The organism is Paenibacillus sp. LC231 (assembly GCF_001860525.1).
Classification (GTDB): Bacteria; Bacillota; Bacilli; order Paenibacillales; family Paenibacillaceae; genus Paenibacillus_AQ.
The window spans coordinates 1-16886 of the sequence record NZ_JFOM01000034.1 but is presented as its reverse complement, the minus strand read 5'-3'; the positions used below and the strand labels follow the sequence as shown (position 1 = coordinate 16886).

Genomic DNA, 16886 nt, shown 5'->3' with positions numbered 1-16886 from the left:
CTGTCTGAGATAGAAGATCAGAGTCATACCCTTGAATTAATGCCAATTTGCTATCCTTAGTAAATTTAGTCATAAAAAAACTGCACCTCCACCTGTTAGATGTGTCTAACAATTGGGGTGCAGTTCAATTTCGCGGCTTTCTTTATAGTGACTGAAGATTCCGCTCACCAATTGCTTGCTCAGAATCGATTTAGCCGCCATGCTTCAACGCTCTTCGATCGCTTTACGAATATCATAAGCATCGATGTCGATATCCAGTGGTATTCCAAGAGCCAATCTCGCCAATTGACTACCGATAAAGGGGCCCATCGTCAGTCCGGACGCGCCCAGGCCGTTTGCCGTTATAAGGCCTTCCCAGCCAGGGACAGCACCTATTACCGGAAGAAATCCGGGGGTAAACGGACGAAATCCGACACGTACTTCCTGAAACGTGCTGTCAGCTAGTCCCGGCGCCAAGACCAATCCTTTATTCAGGATTTCCTGCATGCCTCCGGCTGTTATTCTCGTATCGTAGCCTTCGACTTCATTTTCGTGAGTCGCTCCGATCACAATCTTCTCGTTATCAAAAGAGAGTAAATATTGATCCGATGGCGGCATGACGACTGGCCAGGTGCCTGTATCTTGCCGGTCAGTCGCCTGCACATGCATGATTTGCGCTTTTTGAAAACGAACCTGAAAATGAATGCTTAGTGGCTGAAGCAATTGATTAGCCCATGCACCAGCACAAACAATGACTTCATCTGCCGCAAAGCTGCTTGCTCCGACAGCTGCTCCGGTTACACGATTAGCTTGATATAACAATGCGGCATCCCCGTTTATAAGCTTGGCCCCGTTCCTCTGAGCGGACCGGATCAGCGCATCGCGCAGTGCACGACCATCGACACGGGCGGCGCCGCTAATGTGAACGGAATGATAGCCATCTCGGAGCAATGGGAAACGCTTATGCGTTTCTTCCTCATTCAGCCGGGTTATCTCACCGATTTCAGGAGCATCCGCTTTTCTGTCATGAGCCCTTTCCTCCATCTTGCGGATTTTATCCAAATCCTCGTGAATGCTAAGGGCCCCGACTTGTGCGTAGCCCGTTTCTGTCTCACCTTCGCTGATGAGTTCTTTCACTAACTCAGGGTAAAAACGTGCGCCCGCCTTGGCTAATTGGTACCATGCCTGATTCCGCCTTTGCGATAGCCAGGGGCAGATAATGCCTGCCGCGGCATCCGTAGCCTGTCCTTTATCTTTGCGGTCGATAATAAGGACTTCCGCTCCCATTTTGGCCAACTGATATGCAGTCGATGCCCCAAGTATTCCCGAACCAATGACGATCACGTTCTTCATGCATGACATTCCTTTCCTTAAATCACTGTATCCATTATAGCGAATGCAGGAAAAAAGTATAACACAAACGAACATACAAAAAAGCCGCCAAATAGGCGACTTCGCATTCATATGATCTATGGTTGATCTTATGAATCGGTTATTCTTATTTTTCCATGACAGCAAAATAGTTTTCTTCATAATCCGCAAAGTTGAAAACTCTGCCGGAGGGCATATTTACCACTTCGCCGACCGTGATATTGTGGCTGGTTAAATGGCTGTGGAGCGCATCGAAATTTTCCGTGAAAAACATTAAAGAAGGTGTGCCCAAATGTAATCCTGGCGACATTTTGGCTACGAACTCCTTATCATGCAGAATAATGCTAGTTTCTGCTTCCTTTGTTGGAGCAATTTCAATCCATCTCATTTCGCCGTTGTTCTCTTCAGCTATGACTTGAAATCCTACCATTTCAGTCCAAAACTTTACGGCTTGATCCTGATTATTCACATACACCATAATTTGACCAACTTTGCTAATCATCGATTGTTACACTCCCTCGTATAAGTAAATTAAATGTCAATACTGGCTTGCTTCTAAGACTTCCTTTCACTTCTGATCATAGCATGTCAGATGCATGTATATTTCTTATCCATTGCGATTTTAGGTTAAATATTGGTTTAATTTCATACGAAATGCTATGAAAAAAGAAGTGCCCGTCAAATATTCTGCGGACACTTCTTCATTTGCTGTGAAAAGGGTAGTCTAGTGAATTATTTTATAGGAATAATTAACTCAAGATCTTTCAAGTGATTTTTGACGATCTCTCCGTTTTTATCCAGTTTGAATTCGCCTGAAGCTGCATGGGGATCTTTGAATTCAGGCGTGAACGGCTTCATGATAATCGATTTTGCGTTCGCTTCCGGAGCCTCCAGAATAAAGTCGTAATAGTAATCACCGTTCTTGTTGTTCTCATCGGTGCCTCTTCCCGAAATTCGCTCCAGTTCATTACCTTGATCATCAAGGAAATCATACAGGATCGTTGAATCATGTCCACCCCTCAGAACGAACTGAATTCGGGTGGAGTGAACTGTAGAATGAACCTGCTTTAGCGTCATGCGGAGATCATCCATTTTTTTAGTTAGGTTAGGCTGAAGAACAACCGGTTTGTTCATCACTTTTTGAATCGGAATCTCCAACTTGAACGGTTTTTGAACACCTTCCAGATCTATTTTAGCCGTTAACTTGAACTTATCAGGAAAAGCTTCAAGGTCGTCTCCAAGCAGGGATGCATCGCTCAGTATGATAACCGCATGATTCGGATCTGTACCCGGTGATGTGCTTACGCTTGGTCTTTTTGCTAAATCCCCTCCCCCATATTCGTGTATGGATTTGTTGTCAATGAAGACGTCCATTTGGCGGATAGAACCTTTATCGTGAACATACTCACCCATCTGCTCATCCCACTTGCCTCCGGTTAAACTGCCGGGAAGTTCTTTACCGCTTCGCTTTAGTTCAACCTTAACATGGTTTCCGTCGTATAATGCTTTGGATACTCCAAGGGTAATCCCTTGTTGGGTATCACTAGCTGCCTTGAATTCGTCTTGGAGCAAGCTCGTTGACGCTTGAGGCTTAGTTGCCGTTATGCTCGCCGCCTGGGCAGTTCCCCATACTGCTCCTCCCAGAAGCATGCTTGTCAATGCTACGGAACTCATTACTTTATATATTGTTTTCATATTTTTTCCTCCTAAATTGATTTCTATTTTTTATGTCGCTCTTTCCTGATCCGGATTTATCTTATCAGAACCTTGCAATATGATCTGCAATGTTGTCGAAGCTGCCGGTTTTTGTATTTTCACCATTGAACGTCATACAGCTTATCCAAACCGAGATGATTGACTGGAATGGTAATCTCCAATTCTTTCAGGTACGTCTTGACCACTTCTCCCTTACTATCGACTTTGTACAAGCCGCTGTTAGCTATGGGATCTTGAAAGACGGGCAGGAATGGCTTGATCGTTATGGAATCTGGCGCCACTTCAAACCGGTCAAATATCAACTCCAGCTGCTGTTGTTGTTGTCGATCATCCCGGTAGACTCCCTTCCCGGAAATCCGGCCGAGCTCTCTCCCCCGATCATCCCAAACCTCGAACAGCAGATTATGGTCACCAAGCTTCCCGGACTTGTCCAACCGTTCGAGATTCATGATGAGATCTGTTGTGATTGGTGTGAATTTCAGCTGCTCCAGCGAAATTTGAAGTCCGTTCCATTCTCTTGTTTCTCCAGAGGAGACTATAATTTGATCTGTATTTTTCCGAACAGGTATATGGAAGATATAGGGTGCATCAATTCCTTCAAGCGAAATTTTGGCCGTTAACTGGAATTGATCCGGTATGGATGGACTATGATTTAATCGAGAGAAGCCTATAAGTTCGTACATTACGACGTTAGGATCCGAAGTCGGCTTACCAATCAGACCGGGTTTATCGCTCAGGCTGAGATCATGGATCGAGGTGCCGTCTATGAGCATCTCCACATCGGTGATGGCTCCTCTTTGAAATCGGTGCGATGTGCCCTTGCCCTCATTAATAACTTCCACATCCGTTATCCTCCCGGTAAATCCTTCACCCTCCCGCTTCACGGCTAAGGACAAACGAGTCCCGTCATATACAACCTGCGGTATTCGAAGGGTCACACCTTCATGCGTTACGCTGGCATTCGATTCAGCTGCCAACCCTCGCTCCCCCGCTATTTGGAGCCCCAGATCATCAGCCAACCTGAAAATGCTGCTGATCAGCGGAATTTTTTTTAGTGATTCTGCCACTGCCGGTGATACATAAGCACTGCTTATCACAGCAATCATGGCAACCGCGGCAGCAACTGCTACCATTCTTCGTTTCTTAGTGGAACGCTGTTGCTGGTTCGTTCTCGTTGACATCGGAAGATTTGTCAGAGAAGCGTAAACCTCGTCCTGATGACGGCGAATTATATCCGGAACCTCGCGCTGAGGCACTTTCCCTATCTCCCGAAGTTCTTTGTCCAAGTCAAAAGGATTCATAGGCCAGCTTCTCCTTCCGATTTTGTTTTACCTGATCAAACAATATTCCCCGTGCTCTGTGAAGACGCGCCCTTACCGCTCCATTCGTGATATCAAGCACGCTTGCGATTTCCTTAATGGGCAAATCCTGAAAATAGAACAAGTGTATAACGATTCGAAGCGATTCATCTAAGCGTTCTACCGCTTCACGAAGATCCAGCTTGTGGCTGTCCTCATAATAGTTGGATGTTCGTATGCGCTCAGGCACTTCTGCCATGACTACGGTACGCTCTCTGCTTCGAAGCAGCTGATTGCATTCATTGATCAGAATCCGAATCACCCAGGTTTTAAAATACTTTGGTTTTTGTAATGTAGATAAAGATTTATATGCTTTAAGTGTTGTCTCCTGAAAAGCATCCGCACAATCTTCATCGCGTTTTAGAATGGACTTCGCCAAGCCATACAGTTCGGGTTCCAGCCTCCGGAAGAGCCGGATAAACGCTTCACGATCTCCTCGCTGCGCTCTCTTGACTTCATGTTCCAATTCTCGCACGATATTCATCTCCTTCTTGAGGGCCCTCTATAAGATTAGATGGACGAGTATACCGAAATGTTATATTTTTCGATAAAAAACTTGATGGATGCCCGTTTGACACAAATTACGTTCATCGTTACTATTATAAATGACTTAATAGTTTTTTAAAAAACTATTAAGTACAAATCTCGAAATTTTTAAAAGAAAGTAGGTTCACCATCATGTCAGATCCATCTGCAATTATCCGTAACACCTCAGAAGAAAGAGCTTTTGCAATTAAAGACATCCTTGCGCCATTACTTGCCGTCATCATCGGCACCTTCATGGTCCTGTTGGACAGCACGGTCGTCAATGTCGCCGTACCTACGCTAGTTCAATATTTTGATAGCCCCCTGCATACCATTCAATGGTCGATCGCCGCATACACGCTTGCATTGTCCGCGGTCATCCCTCTAGCGGGATGGCTGTCGGATAAATTTCAGCCCAAACGGGTGTTTCTCATATCGATCGGATTGTTTACGATAGGATCCGTGTTATGTGCTTTTGCCCAGACAGCCGAGCAGCTCATCGCCTTCCGGGTTATTCAGGGCATGGGTGGCGGCATGGTATCGCCGATCGGAATGGCCATGGTGTACCGTTTGGCACCTCCGGATAAAAGAGGTTCCATTATAGGAATGTTTGGAATTCCACTGCTGCTTGCCCCAGCGCTCGGTCCCGTATTATCCGGATGGTTGATTGAGTTTGTCAGCTGGCATTGGATTTTTCTGATCAATCTCCCCATTGGCATGATTGGATTATTCGTGGGCATCAAACATCTGCCTTCCTTTCCAGGAAAGGACGCTCCGTCTCTGGACATTGTTGGCATGATACTTGGGCCCATAGCTTTTGCCATGATTACTTATGGAGTCAGTGAGGGAGGGGTAAGCTGGACTTCCGCCAAGACTTTATCCGGAATCATTATCGGCGGGATTGCGCTGCTTCTCTTCATTTGGTCCTGCTTACGGCATAAACAACCGCTGCTTGAGCTGCGTGCGTTCAGATCGGCTGATTTTACACGTGGCATCATCATCTCCTGGATCATGCAGGCAGCGATGTTCGGCTCCGTGCTACTATTCCCGCTGCTTCTTCAGCAGATTAGAGGTTTTACTCCGCTGACAACCGGGCTCATTCTACTGCCGCAGGCAGTCGGTTCCATGATCTTTATGCCTCTGGCAGGAAAGCTTTTTGATAAGGTGGGCGCACGTCCCCAGCTTGTGGCCGGAATGACGCTGATGACAGCTGCGTTGTTCACGATGTCCTTTGTTCGAACCGATACCCCTTTACTACTCATCATGATCGTATTGTTCTTCATGGGCTCCGGCATGGGGTTATCGATGATGTCCCTGAATACGCATGTATTAAATGCAACCCCTAAGCACCTTGTAAGCCGGGTTACTCCGCTCACAAGTGCATCACAGCAGGTCATCGCTTCGTTTGCCGTAGCCGGCTTCACGGGATATTTATCTTCCCGGATGACATCAAGCCTGCCGAGTAACCCTGTTGGAGCCAACCCTATGGATTCCCATGCTGCATCCTTTGCGGACACCTTTTTCCTGGCTGCCTGCATTGCTTGTGTAGGACTGGTTCTCAGCTTGTTTCTTAGAAAACCCAAACTAATAACCGATGAATCTTCGTTCCATTGAACAGCAGACATCGAATAAACCACAATAACCGTTACACATAGGAGGAGCTTATTTGAGATTCGGAGAATTGGTTATCATACTATTCATTATCGCTCTGGCTACAGCTACGATTTGGGGACCAAAATCGAAGAAAAGCCGGCTGATTTACTCGTTAATCGCGCTATATATCGTTACGGTTGTGCAGATCATCGTTGAGGATTGCCGGTGGCAAATGATTCCTTGTTATGCGGCTTCCGTTATCCTGACGGTTTGCATCATTTTTAGAAAACCCGAAAAGAAACCACGCAGTAATAGCAGGAGAAGATGGACAGCCTGGTTGTGGACCACGGTAATGTTCCTATACGCATCAGTCATGGTCGCACTACCTCTCCTGCTCCCTGTATTCGCATTTCATCAACCTCAGGGACCCTATCCTGTGGGAACTGCGGTATACCATTTTATTGACAATGACCGGCCCGATGAGTACTCTGTCGATCCGACGGATCACCGTGAGCTGATGGTACAGTTCTGGTATCCTTCCGAGCCCGAAACGGGGGAAGAAGCCGCACCCTATATCCGTAATGTAGCAGCGATTACACAAGGTCTCGAACAGGCCCTGTCCTTCCCAGCCTGGACGTTAAGCCATCTGGGTCTCGTGGAGACCCATGCCTACAGCAATGCCCCGCTGTCCTCCATGGAGCAGGAATATCCGATCTTGATCTTTTCACATGGCATGACGGGTTTCCGCAACCAGAATACCTTCCAGATCGAAGAGCTGGCCAGCCATGGATATATCGTGGTTGGAATCGACCATGCCTATGATGCGGCTGCAACCGTATACCCGGACGGCCGGGAGGTTTTGATCAACAAGCACCAGCTTTCAGGTTTTGAAGCGCTTGACGAGCATATGACATTATGGACTCAGGATGTATCCTTTATTTTGAATCGGCTGGAACAATTGAATAGACAGGATGAACAGGACCGTTTTACCGGCCGTCTTGATCTGGAACGAATCGGCATGTTCGGGCATTCTTACGGCGGTGCGACTGCAGCCCAGATGCTGCTGAAGGATTCTCGTATCAAGGCTGCGATCAATATGGATGGGACCTTATATGGAGAACCCATACCGAGCACGGGACTTAATAAGCCATATCTACAGATGAATGGTGAGAAGAGTATCGACAAGTCGAAATTCGATAACTCGCTGGATCAAGCTATGGTGCAAAGCGGCCATACAAGGGAGTATTACGAAGATTTTTGGGAGGAAACGGTAAAGCGTCGCATGAATGCTCTGCAGGGAGGCGGATACGCGATGACGATTCCACATACTTCCCATATGAGTTATACGGATTTTCATCTGTTCTCTCCGCTGCTGCCTAACCCGGGAGAGGATCCAGAAGCGGTTCATCGCATCATAAACGAGGTAAGCGTTGCTTTCTTTGACCAGCATCTCAAGGGAATACGGCATAAAGCCATGGATGAACTAGCGAAGAAATATCCGGATATCAAGCTCGTTCAAGATTGAGGCGCCTTTCATGTGACTGTGGATTAGCTCTGCAAAAAACGATATGATAGTGATCGAATCCGGTTTATTTGTACATCGTTAAGGGGGCCGCGCTATGAGTTTGTTAAAAGAAAAAATATTGCAATCGGCTATTCGTTCCTTTGCCGAAAAAGGATATCAAGCGACTTCGATTCAAGATATCGCGGATGATTGCAGCATCGCTAAAGGCTCAATCTATAAATACTATGGTTCCAAAGAAGAGCTGTACATCCGTATTCTGGAGAAACGACAGCAGGATATGATTGATGCCGTAGAACAGATCCGCAAAAAAGGTTTATCCCGCAGGGAAACATTTCTTGAGGAGATCGCTTATCAGTTCGATTTTTTCATCGAGCATGGATATTACATATCGCGTGATCATAACGAACTCCCGCCGGCGAACAGTGACAAGATCGGTACCGTCATCCATCAGCTTCAATTGAATATGTTTCGTTATTACCAGGATATTTTGCTCCGTCATTACGGGGATTCGATAGCGGAATGGAAATGGGATGCTACAGCCGTCTTTAACGGATTGATCCGCGAGTATACCTTTCATGTTTTGTTTGGATTCAAACCACTCATTCAGAAGGAATTGGCTGTTTTCATTGCTGAGCGAATGGATGATCTCATGCTGGGATTGGAACAACGTGCTCCCCGTCCCCTGCTCACCGATGAACTCATGAAGGAATATTCGATGGTTGATTTAGAGGCACTTACTCATACGCAAGAAATACGAAGAACAGCGTTGATGGATACGATTGAGTCGATTATCCCGGATATGTCCATCACGAACTCCAGAAAAAAAGACTTGTCTGAGGTATCCGCGATGCTGCGGGAAGAGTTCACCGCTGAACGTCCACGTTCCTTTCTAATCCAAGCGCTGCTTAAGGATCTGTCTTCGGAGAATGAGCTGACTTTCTACACCAATCAACTGCAGCAGTTGATTCTAGAAAGTAATTGAGAGGATAACCAAGGAAGCCCTAGCCCTCTCTGTCTCTTCACATTGGAATCTGTCCGTGGAATCATTCAAAGAAAAGAAGCTGCATGCTTTGCGGCTTCTTTTCTTTAGGTACGTATGATGTTACATGTATTCGACCTTCGCTTGATCCCCAATTCAATGCATCTCCCCGCATTCTGCTTGTTCTAACTCCAGTTCCCTGCACGTCCCCATCAGCATAATGCTTGTAATTGCAAATAAAATGATCATCACATTTCTCATCATATATCACCTTCTTATATGTTCATTACCCCCAGTCTAAACCATAATGAAAGATTCACTTATCGATTAACCTTTCTACAAGCTTACATTTTTGTAAGACACTCCGATCAAAACAAACAGTTCCCTACCTATAAATGTCCATACGTCCCGAAAAGAGGCTGAATACGATAATCATGGACGTATATGAGAGAGTGGTGACAAATGTGAAGCTGGTAGATGTGAAAGGCGCCTATGATGTGATCATCAGCTTGGGCAGCTGGTGCGGGCCATCGATCAATTTGCGGCAGCGTCAACTAAGACGTTTTTCTTTCCCGCTTGATTGGATGATCACGAACTCCATTTCAGATGTAACCCGGTTATTGAGCAACCGCTTCATCGGATTTATGGAACTTGAGCATATGCGGAAGATTGAAGGCACTTCCGCTCTTTTGGAGGATGGAATCGCCACGCCTGCTGGAGGAAGACCGTACCATGATGCTCATTTCATACTGGATACGCAATATGATATGATCTCCGTACATGACTTCCCGATTTGGCCCAATCAAGATTGGACGCAATCGTATGCTTCTTATAAAGAGAAGATAAATCTTCGCATTCACAGATTCTATGAAGTTCTCAACAACAGCCGATCCGTTTTATTTATCAGGTGGGGGGAAGTGAACGCCCCGGAGGCTGCTCTGCTTCATGCCGTCTTATCCTCGTTCGTAGCCGGTACGTGTAATATACTTTTTCTTCGAACCATGCATGATATTCAAGATGTGCAAGAATTGGATTGGGGGATCGACGGCGTTTGCACCCTCCAGGTTCCCATCGACCGTCCTAATGATGTATCCATTTGGAATCACGCGATGGAAGGGCTTTATTTGACCGGCTACTGGAAGGACTAAGTAAACTGTAAGAGCATCTGTTGGAAATGACAACAAAACGTAAAAAAGCTGCCGCTAATAAGCGGACAGCTTTTTTGATATTACGGCTGTAGTGTAATGACAGAAAAATAGCTATTGAACGCGAAATGATTGTTATTTTGTTGTTACACTGTGACAATTGAGCTGATTAAAATACGGGCGGATCAAAAGAGAATGCTAAAGGTAACATACGAGAAGGTGTACGTGTTCTAGTTTATTTTTTAGCCCCCCTCCATCCAATCTTAATAGTTCACAGAAAAGACCGCATCAATATTGGTGCGATCTTTTCTATGAACTAAAAAACTTCAATCTCTTAATGTCTAGTAGGCTCTCTTCAAAGAAAGCGTACGATTGAGCAAAAAATCATCCTACCTAACGCTTTGAATGAACTTTTCCCCACTTTCAATAATAGAGTCAGTGTGGTGCAATGCCTTTAGCAAGTTCATCTGCAATGTCGCTGTTCGTCCAGAATTGATAGCTGCGAAAAAGTATTCATGGATATAACCTCTTCTGCGCAAAGCTCGATGTTGGCATTTTCCGTAAAATGATACGGCTTAACGATCTTGCGCATTTCACTAGTTGCTGATAGGATATTTCGAGTGGTAGATGAAATGCCGCCCTACATTTTGAATTGAAAAGCAGGTGACGTATTATGAATTTATTAAAAGAGTTTAAAACCTTTGCGCTTAAGGGTAACGTGCTCGATTTAGCCATTGGGGTTATCATTGGTGCTGCATTCGGCAAAATCGTATCCTCCTTGGTGAGCGATATCATTATGCCGGTAATTGGCTTGCTCCTTGGCGGAGTCAATTTATCAGGACTAGATGCGACAATCGGAGATGCAACGCTTACTTATGGAGTTTTTCTACAGACGGTCGTAGATTTCCTGATCGTCTCCTTCTCGATCTTTATGTTCATCCGTACACTTAACCGCTTCAAACGCAAGGAAGAAACGAAGGCGGAAGAGCCGCCGGCTCCATCGAAGGAAGAACTATTGTTGACTGAAATTCGCGATTTGCTGAAACAACAAAATAAGGCTTCCGAATAATAATATGGAACTGATCTAGTGCGTGTGTTTTCGTTATGAGAGCACACGCTCTTTTTTTACCTTCTTCCATGTCTCACCCATAGGAATACACACGAACGGCATATTGGTCTCTTCATACTATATTGACAGATCATGTTAAATAGAATTATAATCCTTACTAATCCAAGTTAAATAGTATGTATTTGAATATAGTACAGTCCACTTACGCTTAATGGGGCTGTCCAGACAAAGGGAGATGGTACTATATGCCAAGTGTCCAAACGTTCAAAGCAACAGCCCATTTGCAAGAAGGGGTAAAAGTTGTTGCTAATGTAAGGCAGTTCGAGTTAGTCATCGATGAGCCGAAAAGCCTTGGAGGTACGGATACCGGAATGAACCCCGTTGAAGCTCTGCTTGCCTCCCTTGGGGCATGCCAATCGATCGTGGCCCGTGTATATGCACCAAAATTCGATGTGATCCTTGAAGATTTCAGGGTTGACGTAGAAGGAGATATTGACCTGGACGGATTCTTTAACCGCTCTGACGTACGCCCAGGGTACTCTGATATTCGATACACCTTCTACATCAAAACCCCTTCGTCCGCCGATAAGGTTGAACAATTCGTTGAATTCCTGGAGCGTAAGTGCCCTGTAGGCGATACGATAGCGGCGCCGGTAAATTTGAAACTGGACCGCATCGTCATCAATAACGGAGTGACCGATTCTTAATTAATCTACATATAAGGGCTGCCCGGTTGCACAAAGCAACTTAGCAGCCCTTCATTTTACATCGTATTTCGAATCCCTCTTAGGGATACCCAGGTAAAGATCATGCTATGGCCCCATGGATACAAGTATTATTGCTTGTGAACAGCATATAGGAAACGGCAATAACCGATCTCGGCCGCATTTTTCATCAGTTCTAGATTTAGCCAGGCCGCCAATTCATGAAAAGGCTTATCCGTGAAAGGCCACAAAGTCCGCTCCGTAGAAAGGAACGCAGCGTCTGTCAAAGCCGACATTTCACGTTTCCACTCGCAGCTCATTTCATGTATTTGATCTCTGGTCTCTTGGATGTTACCCAGAGAATGGATGTCTTCACGGACCAATGTCCCGCTGCCGAACGAATGATTCAGTACCATAGACCACCAGTATGTGATATGCCATGTCAGCCAAGAAATACTCGGCGGGCCAATTCCATACTCCTCGGATTCAGGCCATTCCGCCAGCCAGATTCCAGAATCACGGTAAACATGGAGCCCCTTCGCAGCAGGTCGCCAATGGAACTCCTCATCGTGAAGCCCCGTAAGATGCAAGTCGAGCATCTGCCAAGCGATTTGGAACTGGAAATCAAGAGTACTTCGAATAACCCCGGTCGGATTAGGCGAATACTTTCCATCCTGCATAACGCCCCTCCATTCCAATATATGTATGACTGTTATTTTATAAACATAATAAATATTTGTTTGCTAATAGTCAACTTATATCCATAGAATGACAATACAAAAAAGCCGCAATCATGCGGCTATTATCTGGTGCCTATGCCCGATTCGGATAACCGGGTAGCTTTTACGATATAGGACGCCAATCCTGGAATCATCCGGGCGATGCCTGGATAGAAGCGGTTGGTTTTGGCAAAAGCCAGGTTCTGAATTCTCCTAGCCCTTCTGAGAAGCTCCTTAAACGTACGATTAGCTTCAAGCGTATATTGCTCTCGCCATTGTTCGAAGGTTAATTCTCCATGCAAATATTTGTGTGTCCAGCCGGAGCATAGCCATGATGATCGCAGAGCAACCGACATCCCGTCCCCGCACAGCGGCGGAAGCATCAACATCGCATCGCCGATATGCGGATATTCCGACCATGGATGCGGAGTATTGGATAAATGAAGCGGGGCAATCGATACCTGGGTTCCCGTAACAGGCTCCCCTTCAGCCATTCGCTCGGCTAACCTTCTGTTCGTACGTGAAGCGGCCCGTAGAATTTCTGGCACCGATTTGCCGCTGCCCTGCACTGATTTCAAGGTCAGCAACGCGGCTACATTGACCATCCCATTTTCAATCGGCGAAATTCCGACATAACCCCCCTCGCAAAAATACAGCTCAACTTGAGCAGGGATCGTAATGCCGCTATAATGCGATTTTACACCAACATACACGGTATCATCCCGATACGCCTGGGCAGAGGCAACGCCGCGTGGCCTTTTTGTACCGTACGCACCAATAACGGCCCTTGCCTCATATCGAACGATCTCATTCCCTAGCCTTGCATCGACTTCATACCGATGATTATCCAGCTTCTGAATGTTGGTTACGGTTGTTCCCGTGACAATGTCCGCGCCCGCGGTCACTGCATGCTCATGCAGCAGGCGATCCAGTTCATAGCGGCTGATCCCGGTTGCTTGCCCCGGTAACGGAGCGTTAATCTCACCGCCGTGCGGCATTACGATTTTGGCGTGATCCATGGAACTAGGCTCAACCGTTCCACGTAATTGGACCCCTAGATAGTCCAGCATCTCTTTGGTCTCTGGGGACATGAATTCACCACAGGTTTTATGGCGCGGAAAGGATTGCCGGTCCAGCAATATCGTACGATGTCCTTGTTTTGCAAGCTGTAGTGCACAGCTTGTGCCGGCTACTCCCGCTCCAATGACGATGACATCCGCTTGCTTTGACATATATGAACACCTGCCTCATAGCTTGCATGAAGAACATTCATTTGGTAACGTGTAGAGGACTAGCGAGTCCCCTGTTTCGGGATAACTACGGAATAACGGAACAACGACTTCCATTTATAGGTCATGGTGTCGTGATTGAGCTGCTTTTTCAACTCTCTCCAATCCTTCCCTTTAAATCCCTTAGCAACCGATAACGGACCATCATGGCGGATATAACGATTGCGGGAAATGATACGCGTCGTAAGCCAGACTGCCGTGTAGGATACCGGTTGCCGATGAATATCATTGATCACGACCCCGTAAATAGAAGCTCTCAGCATATGCATCACCATCTCCACCAGCTGCTCACCCTGGAAATGATGGATGAACTGGGAACCTGTCACGATATCAGCCGATGCATCGGGTAAATCTCTAACATCGGCGCGTCGAACTTGAATCCTCGGTTCGTTCGTAAACAAGCGCTTAGCCTCATCGCATGCTTCTTTTGTCATATCGACCAAGGTAATATTCAGCTTGATGCCCCTTTGATCCGACCATTGCAGCAGCTTCTGGTTTACATCGCCTGAACCTGCTCCTACGTCCATGATGCTAAGGGTACTCGGGCTACCAATCGATTTCCAAAGCTTCTCTACGCCGTCTAAGGTAGGACCAGGCGCTGCGAAGATTCGATTCAGTTTCCTTAAGTGCTTCAGCGCTTCGATCAACTCTTCCCCTCCCATGGAAAAGTCATCCATAAGCTCCTCTTCCTGCGCCCGGATGGATAAGGTTCTAAAGAAGGACATGGTTCAGATCCTTGACCGATGACGTATATGACTTCACGTAGGTAAATCGCATAAGCTCCGCGGTCAGGCCCGGGCCGAAGGCCATGGCTACCCCTTCCGTGGAAGTTTTGTTCAGCTCTTGCATCTCTTTACACATCGCACTCAGCACAAACATAATCGTCACGGAGGAGAGATTCCCCGCCGTTCTTAAAATGTCCCTGCTGTATTTGGTTTGTTCATCGGTCAGACCCATGACTTCCTGGACAGAATCCACTATGCCTCGTCCGCCAGGATGGATGGCCCACAATTCTGGGAGCTTATCTCCCTTCAGAAGAACACGCATTTCTTCTTCCAGGTGAGTACCAAGCAGCTTGGGTATACGCGGCGATAAAAAAAGGTCAAAGCCTGTATTGCCTACTTCCCACGTCATATCCTCCGTTGAATCCGGGAGCACAACCGAATAACCCGAGCCAAGCTCCAAATAATGTTGATGATCTGTTTCCGGGTGACCGATAACACAAGAGGAGGCACCATCACCGAAAAACGAAGCAGCAAAAAGCGCTTCCCTCTCCTTGACCGGCTGAAAATGAAGGGTGCAAAGCTCCACGCACACAATCAGAACCTGCGACGCCGGCGCTCCTCTGACAACATCCCTTGCCATCTGAATCGCTTTAAGGCCCGCAGCACATCCCTGAAATATCAACGGCAGACGATTGACGCGCGGTGAAAGCCCCAAATGACGAATCAACAGCACATCCATGCCCGGCTGGTATTGGCCCGTGCAGCTGACCGTAATGAGATGCGTGATTCGATCCGGTGACATACCGGCATCTTTCATTGCCTTCTCGGCTGCTTCTATGCCAAGCGGGAGGGCCTCCCGCTTGTATGTATCCATTCGTTCCTCGGTAGTCGGGATGTCGGACTCGTCATGGGAAGGCAGATAGCGGCATTCTTCCAATGAACCAAGGTAGTTGGATTCGCAAGTATAACGAGTTTCGACACCGCAGGATCGAAATACTCTTCGAGCAAAGCGGGCCAGATCGGGTTGATCCTGCAGCGTAGAAGCAATTAAATCCGCAATATCCGACTGTGCCACCGAATGTACCGGCAAAGCCGTACCCATCCCGAGTATCGCAACATCGGATATACCGTCTGTATGTTTCATGCTAACCTCCTGTCTCGTCTTGGAATTAAACATGATTACCCTTCCCTGGGCATTTTGAATTCGTTCAAAGACATACTCTCTTGAGATTAGGATAACCCGAGCATAGCAAATTATATCCAATTCAAACCAAACGCTTCATACGCATGACCGCAGTCGTAAAAAAAACCACGGTTTTTTCGTGGTTTCCTTGGCTACATATGATGGTTACGCTTATGTAAAAGAAAACGCGATTGGCTGTTGATCCTGAACGCGGATCCTGCGTTAAGATTCGTCCAACTGACTTCCTGGAAGCTCAGCATTGGCAAGAAGCACCCATTGGTTTACTTCATCGTAACCGGATACCTCGGCAATGACCCGATAACGAGGGTACATCCATTCAGCAGGGGAGCGTGACTCCAGAGCGCACGTGTCAGTCAAGCCAACGGCCCGCGGTTCCAACAAGTTAATCAATGTGCCTTGCGGAAAAAAGGCCTCGATGAACCCTTCCACTTTAGCGCCTACTGGAAATAAACGTTGAGTCTGATGCCAGTCCTCCATGCCGGCTTGCAGCTGTTCCAACCAAAGCTCCTCGAATGCAGCTTGACTGATTTCTGAATAATAGGGTTCCTCTGGATTAAGAGGATGCTCCGCCAGCATGAAATGAGAGGATTCGTGCTTCCGGTTGGATGTAATGCAGCTGCCATCCTCATAAAGAACGATCTGCCTATATGCCGTGCCGTTGTTATCAATTTCAAAATACCAGGTTCCCATCCCCGGCTCCTGAATATCCTTTAGATATCGTATAATCGTCATCTCCTATCGGTTAAAGCAAGCCTTCAAGAAATTTGGTTAAATTTCTAGATTTATTTTACCATAGCCAGCCACTCGGGAACGGCGACTTGCTCAGATATATCAGATTTATCTCTTACCTCTCTAGAAAATCATGACCACCCGTCCAACGGGTGGTTTGCTCTTGGGGTATAACCCCTTGTTGCCAAACTGCGCCTAAAGACGCTAGCCTGACCATAACTCTGTTCAGGCTCATTGTTATTTGTCACTTTCACTT

General features: G+C 46.6%; 16 protein-coding genes. 6 read left to right on the top strand and 10 right to left on the bottom strand.

Annotated elements, in window-relative coordinates; translation table 11 throughout:
• Positions 1-204 precede the first annotated feature (204 nt).
• From AK95_RS20950 to AK95_RS20930, 5 genes are all read right to left on the bottom strand, one after another.
• On the bottom strand, positions 205-1332 hold the full coding sequence (locus AK95_RS20950; RefSeq protein WP_071221856.1) for an NAD(P)/FAD-dependent oxidoreductase: 1128 nt from the start codon (positions 1330-1332) through the stop codon (positions 205-207).
• Between the two features lie 145 nt (positions 1333-1477).
• Entirely contained in the window at positions 1478-1852 is a 375-nt protein-coding gene (locus AK95_RS20945; RefSeq protein WP_071221855.1) for a VOC family protein, read from the bottom strand.
• A gap of 230 nt (positions 1853-2082) precedes the next feature.
• Positions 2083-3045 carry a DUF5643 domain-containing protein gene (locus AK95_RS20940; protein ID WP_071221854.1) on the bottom strand — a complete coding sequence of 321 codons (963 nt, stop codon included), beginning with the start codon at positions 3043-3045 and terminating at the stop codon, positions 2083-2085.
• Positions 3046-3164: 119 nt separating this feature from the next.
• Positions 3165-4367 carry a DUF4179 domain-containing protein gene (locus tag AK95_RS20935; RefSeq protein WP_071221853.1) on the bottom strand — a complete coding sequence of 401 codons (1203 nt, stop codon included), beginning with the start codon at positions 4365-4367 and terminating at the stop codon, positions 3165-3167.
• Positions 4354-4899, bottom strand: coding sequence for a sigma-70 family RNA polymerase sigma factor (locus AK95_RS20930; protein WP_083397698.1), 546 nt, complete (start codon positions 4897-4899; stop codon positions 4354-4356). Before AK95_RS20930 ends, AK95_RS20935 begins: the two co-directional genes overlap by 14 nt.
• A 203-nt stretch (positions 4900-5102) precedes the next feature.
• Between AK95_RS20930 and AK95_RS20925 the strand changes: the two genes are divergently transcribed.
• From AK95_RS20925 to AK95_RS20900, 6 genes are all read left to right on the top strand, one after another.
• Positions 5103-6563 carry an MDR family MFS transporter gene (locus AK95_RS20925; RefSeq protein WP_071221851.1) on the top strand — a complete coding sequence of 487 codons (1461 nt, stop codon included), beginning with the start codon at positions 5103-5105 and terminating at the stop codon, positions 6561-6563.
• Between the two features lie 52 nt (positions 6564-6615).
• Positions 6616-8067, top strand: coding sequence for an alpha/beta hydrolase family protein (locus AK95_RS20920; protein WP_071221850.1), 1452 nt, complete (start codon positions 6616-6618; stop codon positions 8065-8067).
• A gap of 94 nt (positions 8068-8161) precedes the next feature.
• Positions 8162-9049, top strand: a complete 888-nt coding sequence (locus AK95_RS20915) for a TetR/AcrR family transcriptional regulator (protein ID WP_071221849.1) — start codon at positions 8162-8164, stop codon at positions 9047-9049.
• Positions 9050-9480: 431 nt separating this feature from the next.
• Complete coding sequence (locus AK95_RS20910; protein WP_235613189.1) at positions 9481-10194, top strand: DUF1796 family putative cysteine peptidase; 714 nt, start codon at positions 9481-9483, stop codon at positions 10192-10194.
• A gap of 670 nt (positions 10195-10864) precedes the next feature.
• A complete protein-coding gene (gene mscL / locus AK95_RS20905; protein WP_071221848.1) occupies positions 10865-11260 on the top strand; it encodes a large conductance mechanosensitive channel protein MscL in 396 nt (131 codons plus the stop codon).
• Positions 11261-11505: 245 nt separating this feature from the next.
• Entirely contained in the window at positions 11506-11967 is a 462-nt protein-coding gene (locus tag AK95_RS20900) for an OsmC family protein (protein WP_071221847.1), read from the top strand.
• Between the two features lie 128 nt (positions 11968-12095).
• Here the strand turns inward: AK95_RS20900 and AK95_RS20895 are convergent, their stop codons facing one another.
• From AK95_RS20895 to AK95_RS20875, 5 genes are all read right to left on the bottom strand, one after another.
• Complete coding sequence (locus AK95_RS20895; protein ID WP_071221846.1) at positions 12096-12644, bottom strand: DinB family protein; 549 nt, start codon at positions 12642-12644, stop codon at positions 12096-12098.
• 122 nt (positions 12645-12766) lie between these two features.
• The gene (locus AK95_RS20890; RefSeq protein ID WP_071221845.1) at positions 12767-13915 is read right to left on the bottom strand and encodes an NAD(P)/FAD-dependent oxidoreductase; all 1149 of its coding nucleotides are present in this window, start codon (positions 13913-13915) and stop codon (positions 12767-12769) included.
• 59 nt (positions 13916-13974) lie between these two features.
• Positions 13975-14697, bottom strand: coding sequence for a methyltransferase domain-containing protein (locus AK95_RS20885; protein WP_071221844.1), 723 nt, complete (start codon positions 14695-14697; stop codon positions 13975-13977).
• On the bottom strand, positions 14684-15841 hold the full coding sequence (locus AK95_RS20880) for a type III polyketide synthase (RefSeq protein ID WP_071221843.1): 1158 nt from the start codon (positions 15839-15841) through the stop codon (positions 14684-14686). The genes AK95_RS20885 and AK95_RS20880 overlap by 14 nt, the downstream gene beginning before the upstream one ends.
• 261 nt (positions 15842-16102) lie before the next feature.
• Positions 16103-16591 carry a hypothetical protein gene (locus AK95_RS20875; protein WP_235613188.1) on the bottom strand — a complete coding sequence of 163 codons (489 nt, stop codon included), beginning with the start codon at positions 16589-16591 and terminating at the stop codon, positions 16103-16105.
• Positions 16592-16886 lie beyond the last annotated feature (295 nt).

Bases quoted from the DNA above. Each gene is read 5' to 3' on its own strand.
- AK95_RS20890 (WP_071221845.1), bottom strand. From the start codon at position 13,915: ATGTCAAAGCAAGCGGATGTCATCGTCATTGGAGCGGGAGTAGCCGGC.
- AK95_RS20945 (WP_071221855.1), bottom strand. From the start codon at position 1,852: ATGATTAGCAAAGTTGGTCAAATTATGGTGTATGTGAATAATCAGGAT.
- mscL (WP_071221848.1), top strand. From the start codon at position 10,865: ATGAATTTATTAAAAGAGTTTAAAACCTTTGCGCTTAAGGGTAACGTG.
- AK95_RS20895 (WP_071221846.1), bottom strand. From the start codon at position 12,644: ATGCAGGATGGAAAGTATTCGCCTAATCCGACCGGGGTTATTCGAAGT.
- AK95_RS20925 (WP_071221851.1), top strand. From the start codon at position 5,103: ATGTCAGATCCATCTGCAATTATCCGTAACACCTCAGAAGAAAGAGCT.
- AK95_RS20900 (WP_071221847.1), top strand. From the start codon at position 11,506: ATGCCAAGTGTCCAAACGTTCAAAGCAACAGCCCATTTGCAAGAAGGG.
- AK95_RS20880 (WP_071221843.1), bottom strand. From the start codon at position 15,841: ATGAAACATACAGACGGTATATCCGATGTTGCGATACTCGGGATGGGT.
- AK95_RS20885 (WP_071221844.1), bottom strand. From the start codon at position 14,697: ATGTCCTTCTTTAGAACCTTATCCATCCGGGCGCAGGAAGAGGAGCTT.
- AK95_RS20940 (WP_071221854.1), bottom strand. From the start codon at position 3,045: ATGAAAACAATATATAAAGTAATGAGTTCCGTAGCATTGACAAGCATG.
- AK95_RS20915 (WP_071221849.1), top strand. From the start codon at position 8,162: ATGAGTTTGTTAAAAGAAAAAATATTGCAATCGGCTATTCGTTCCTTT.
- AK95_RS20910 (WP_235613189.1), top strand. From the start codon at position 9,481: ATGGACGTATATGAGAGAGTGGTGACAAATGTGAAGCTGGTAGATGTG.
- AK95_RS20875 (WP_235613188.1), bottom strand. From the start codon at position 16,591: ATGGGAACCTGGTATTTTGAAATTGATAACAACGGCACGGCATATAGG.
- AK95_RS20935 (WP_071221853.1), bottom strand. From the start codon at position 4,367: ATGAATCCTTTTGACTTGGACAAAGAACTTCGGGAGATAGGGAAAGTG.
- AK95_RS20950 (WP_071221856.1), bottom strand. From the start codon at position 1,332: ATGAAGAACGTGATCGTCATTGGTTCGGGAATACTTGGGGCATCGACT.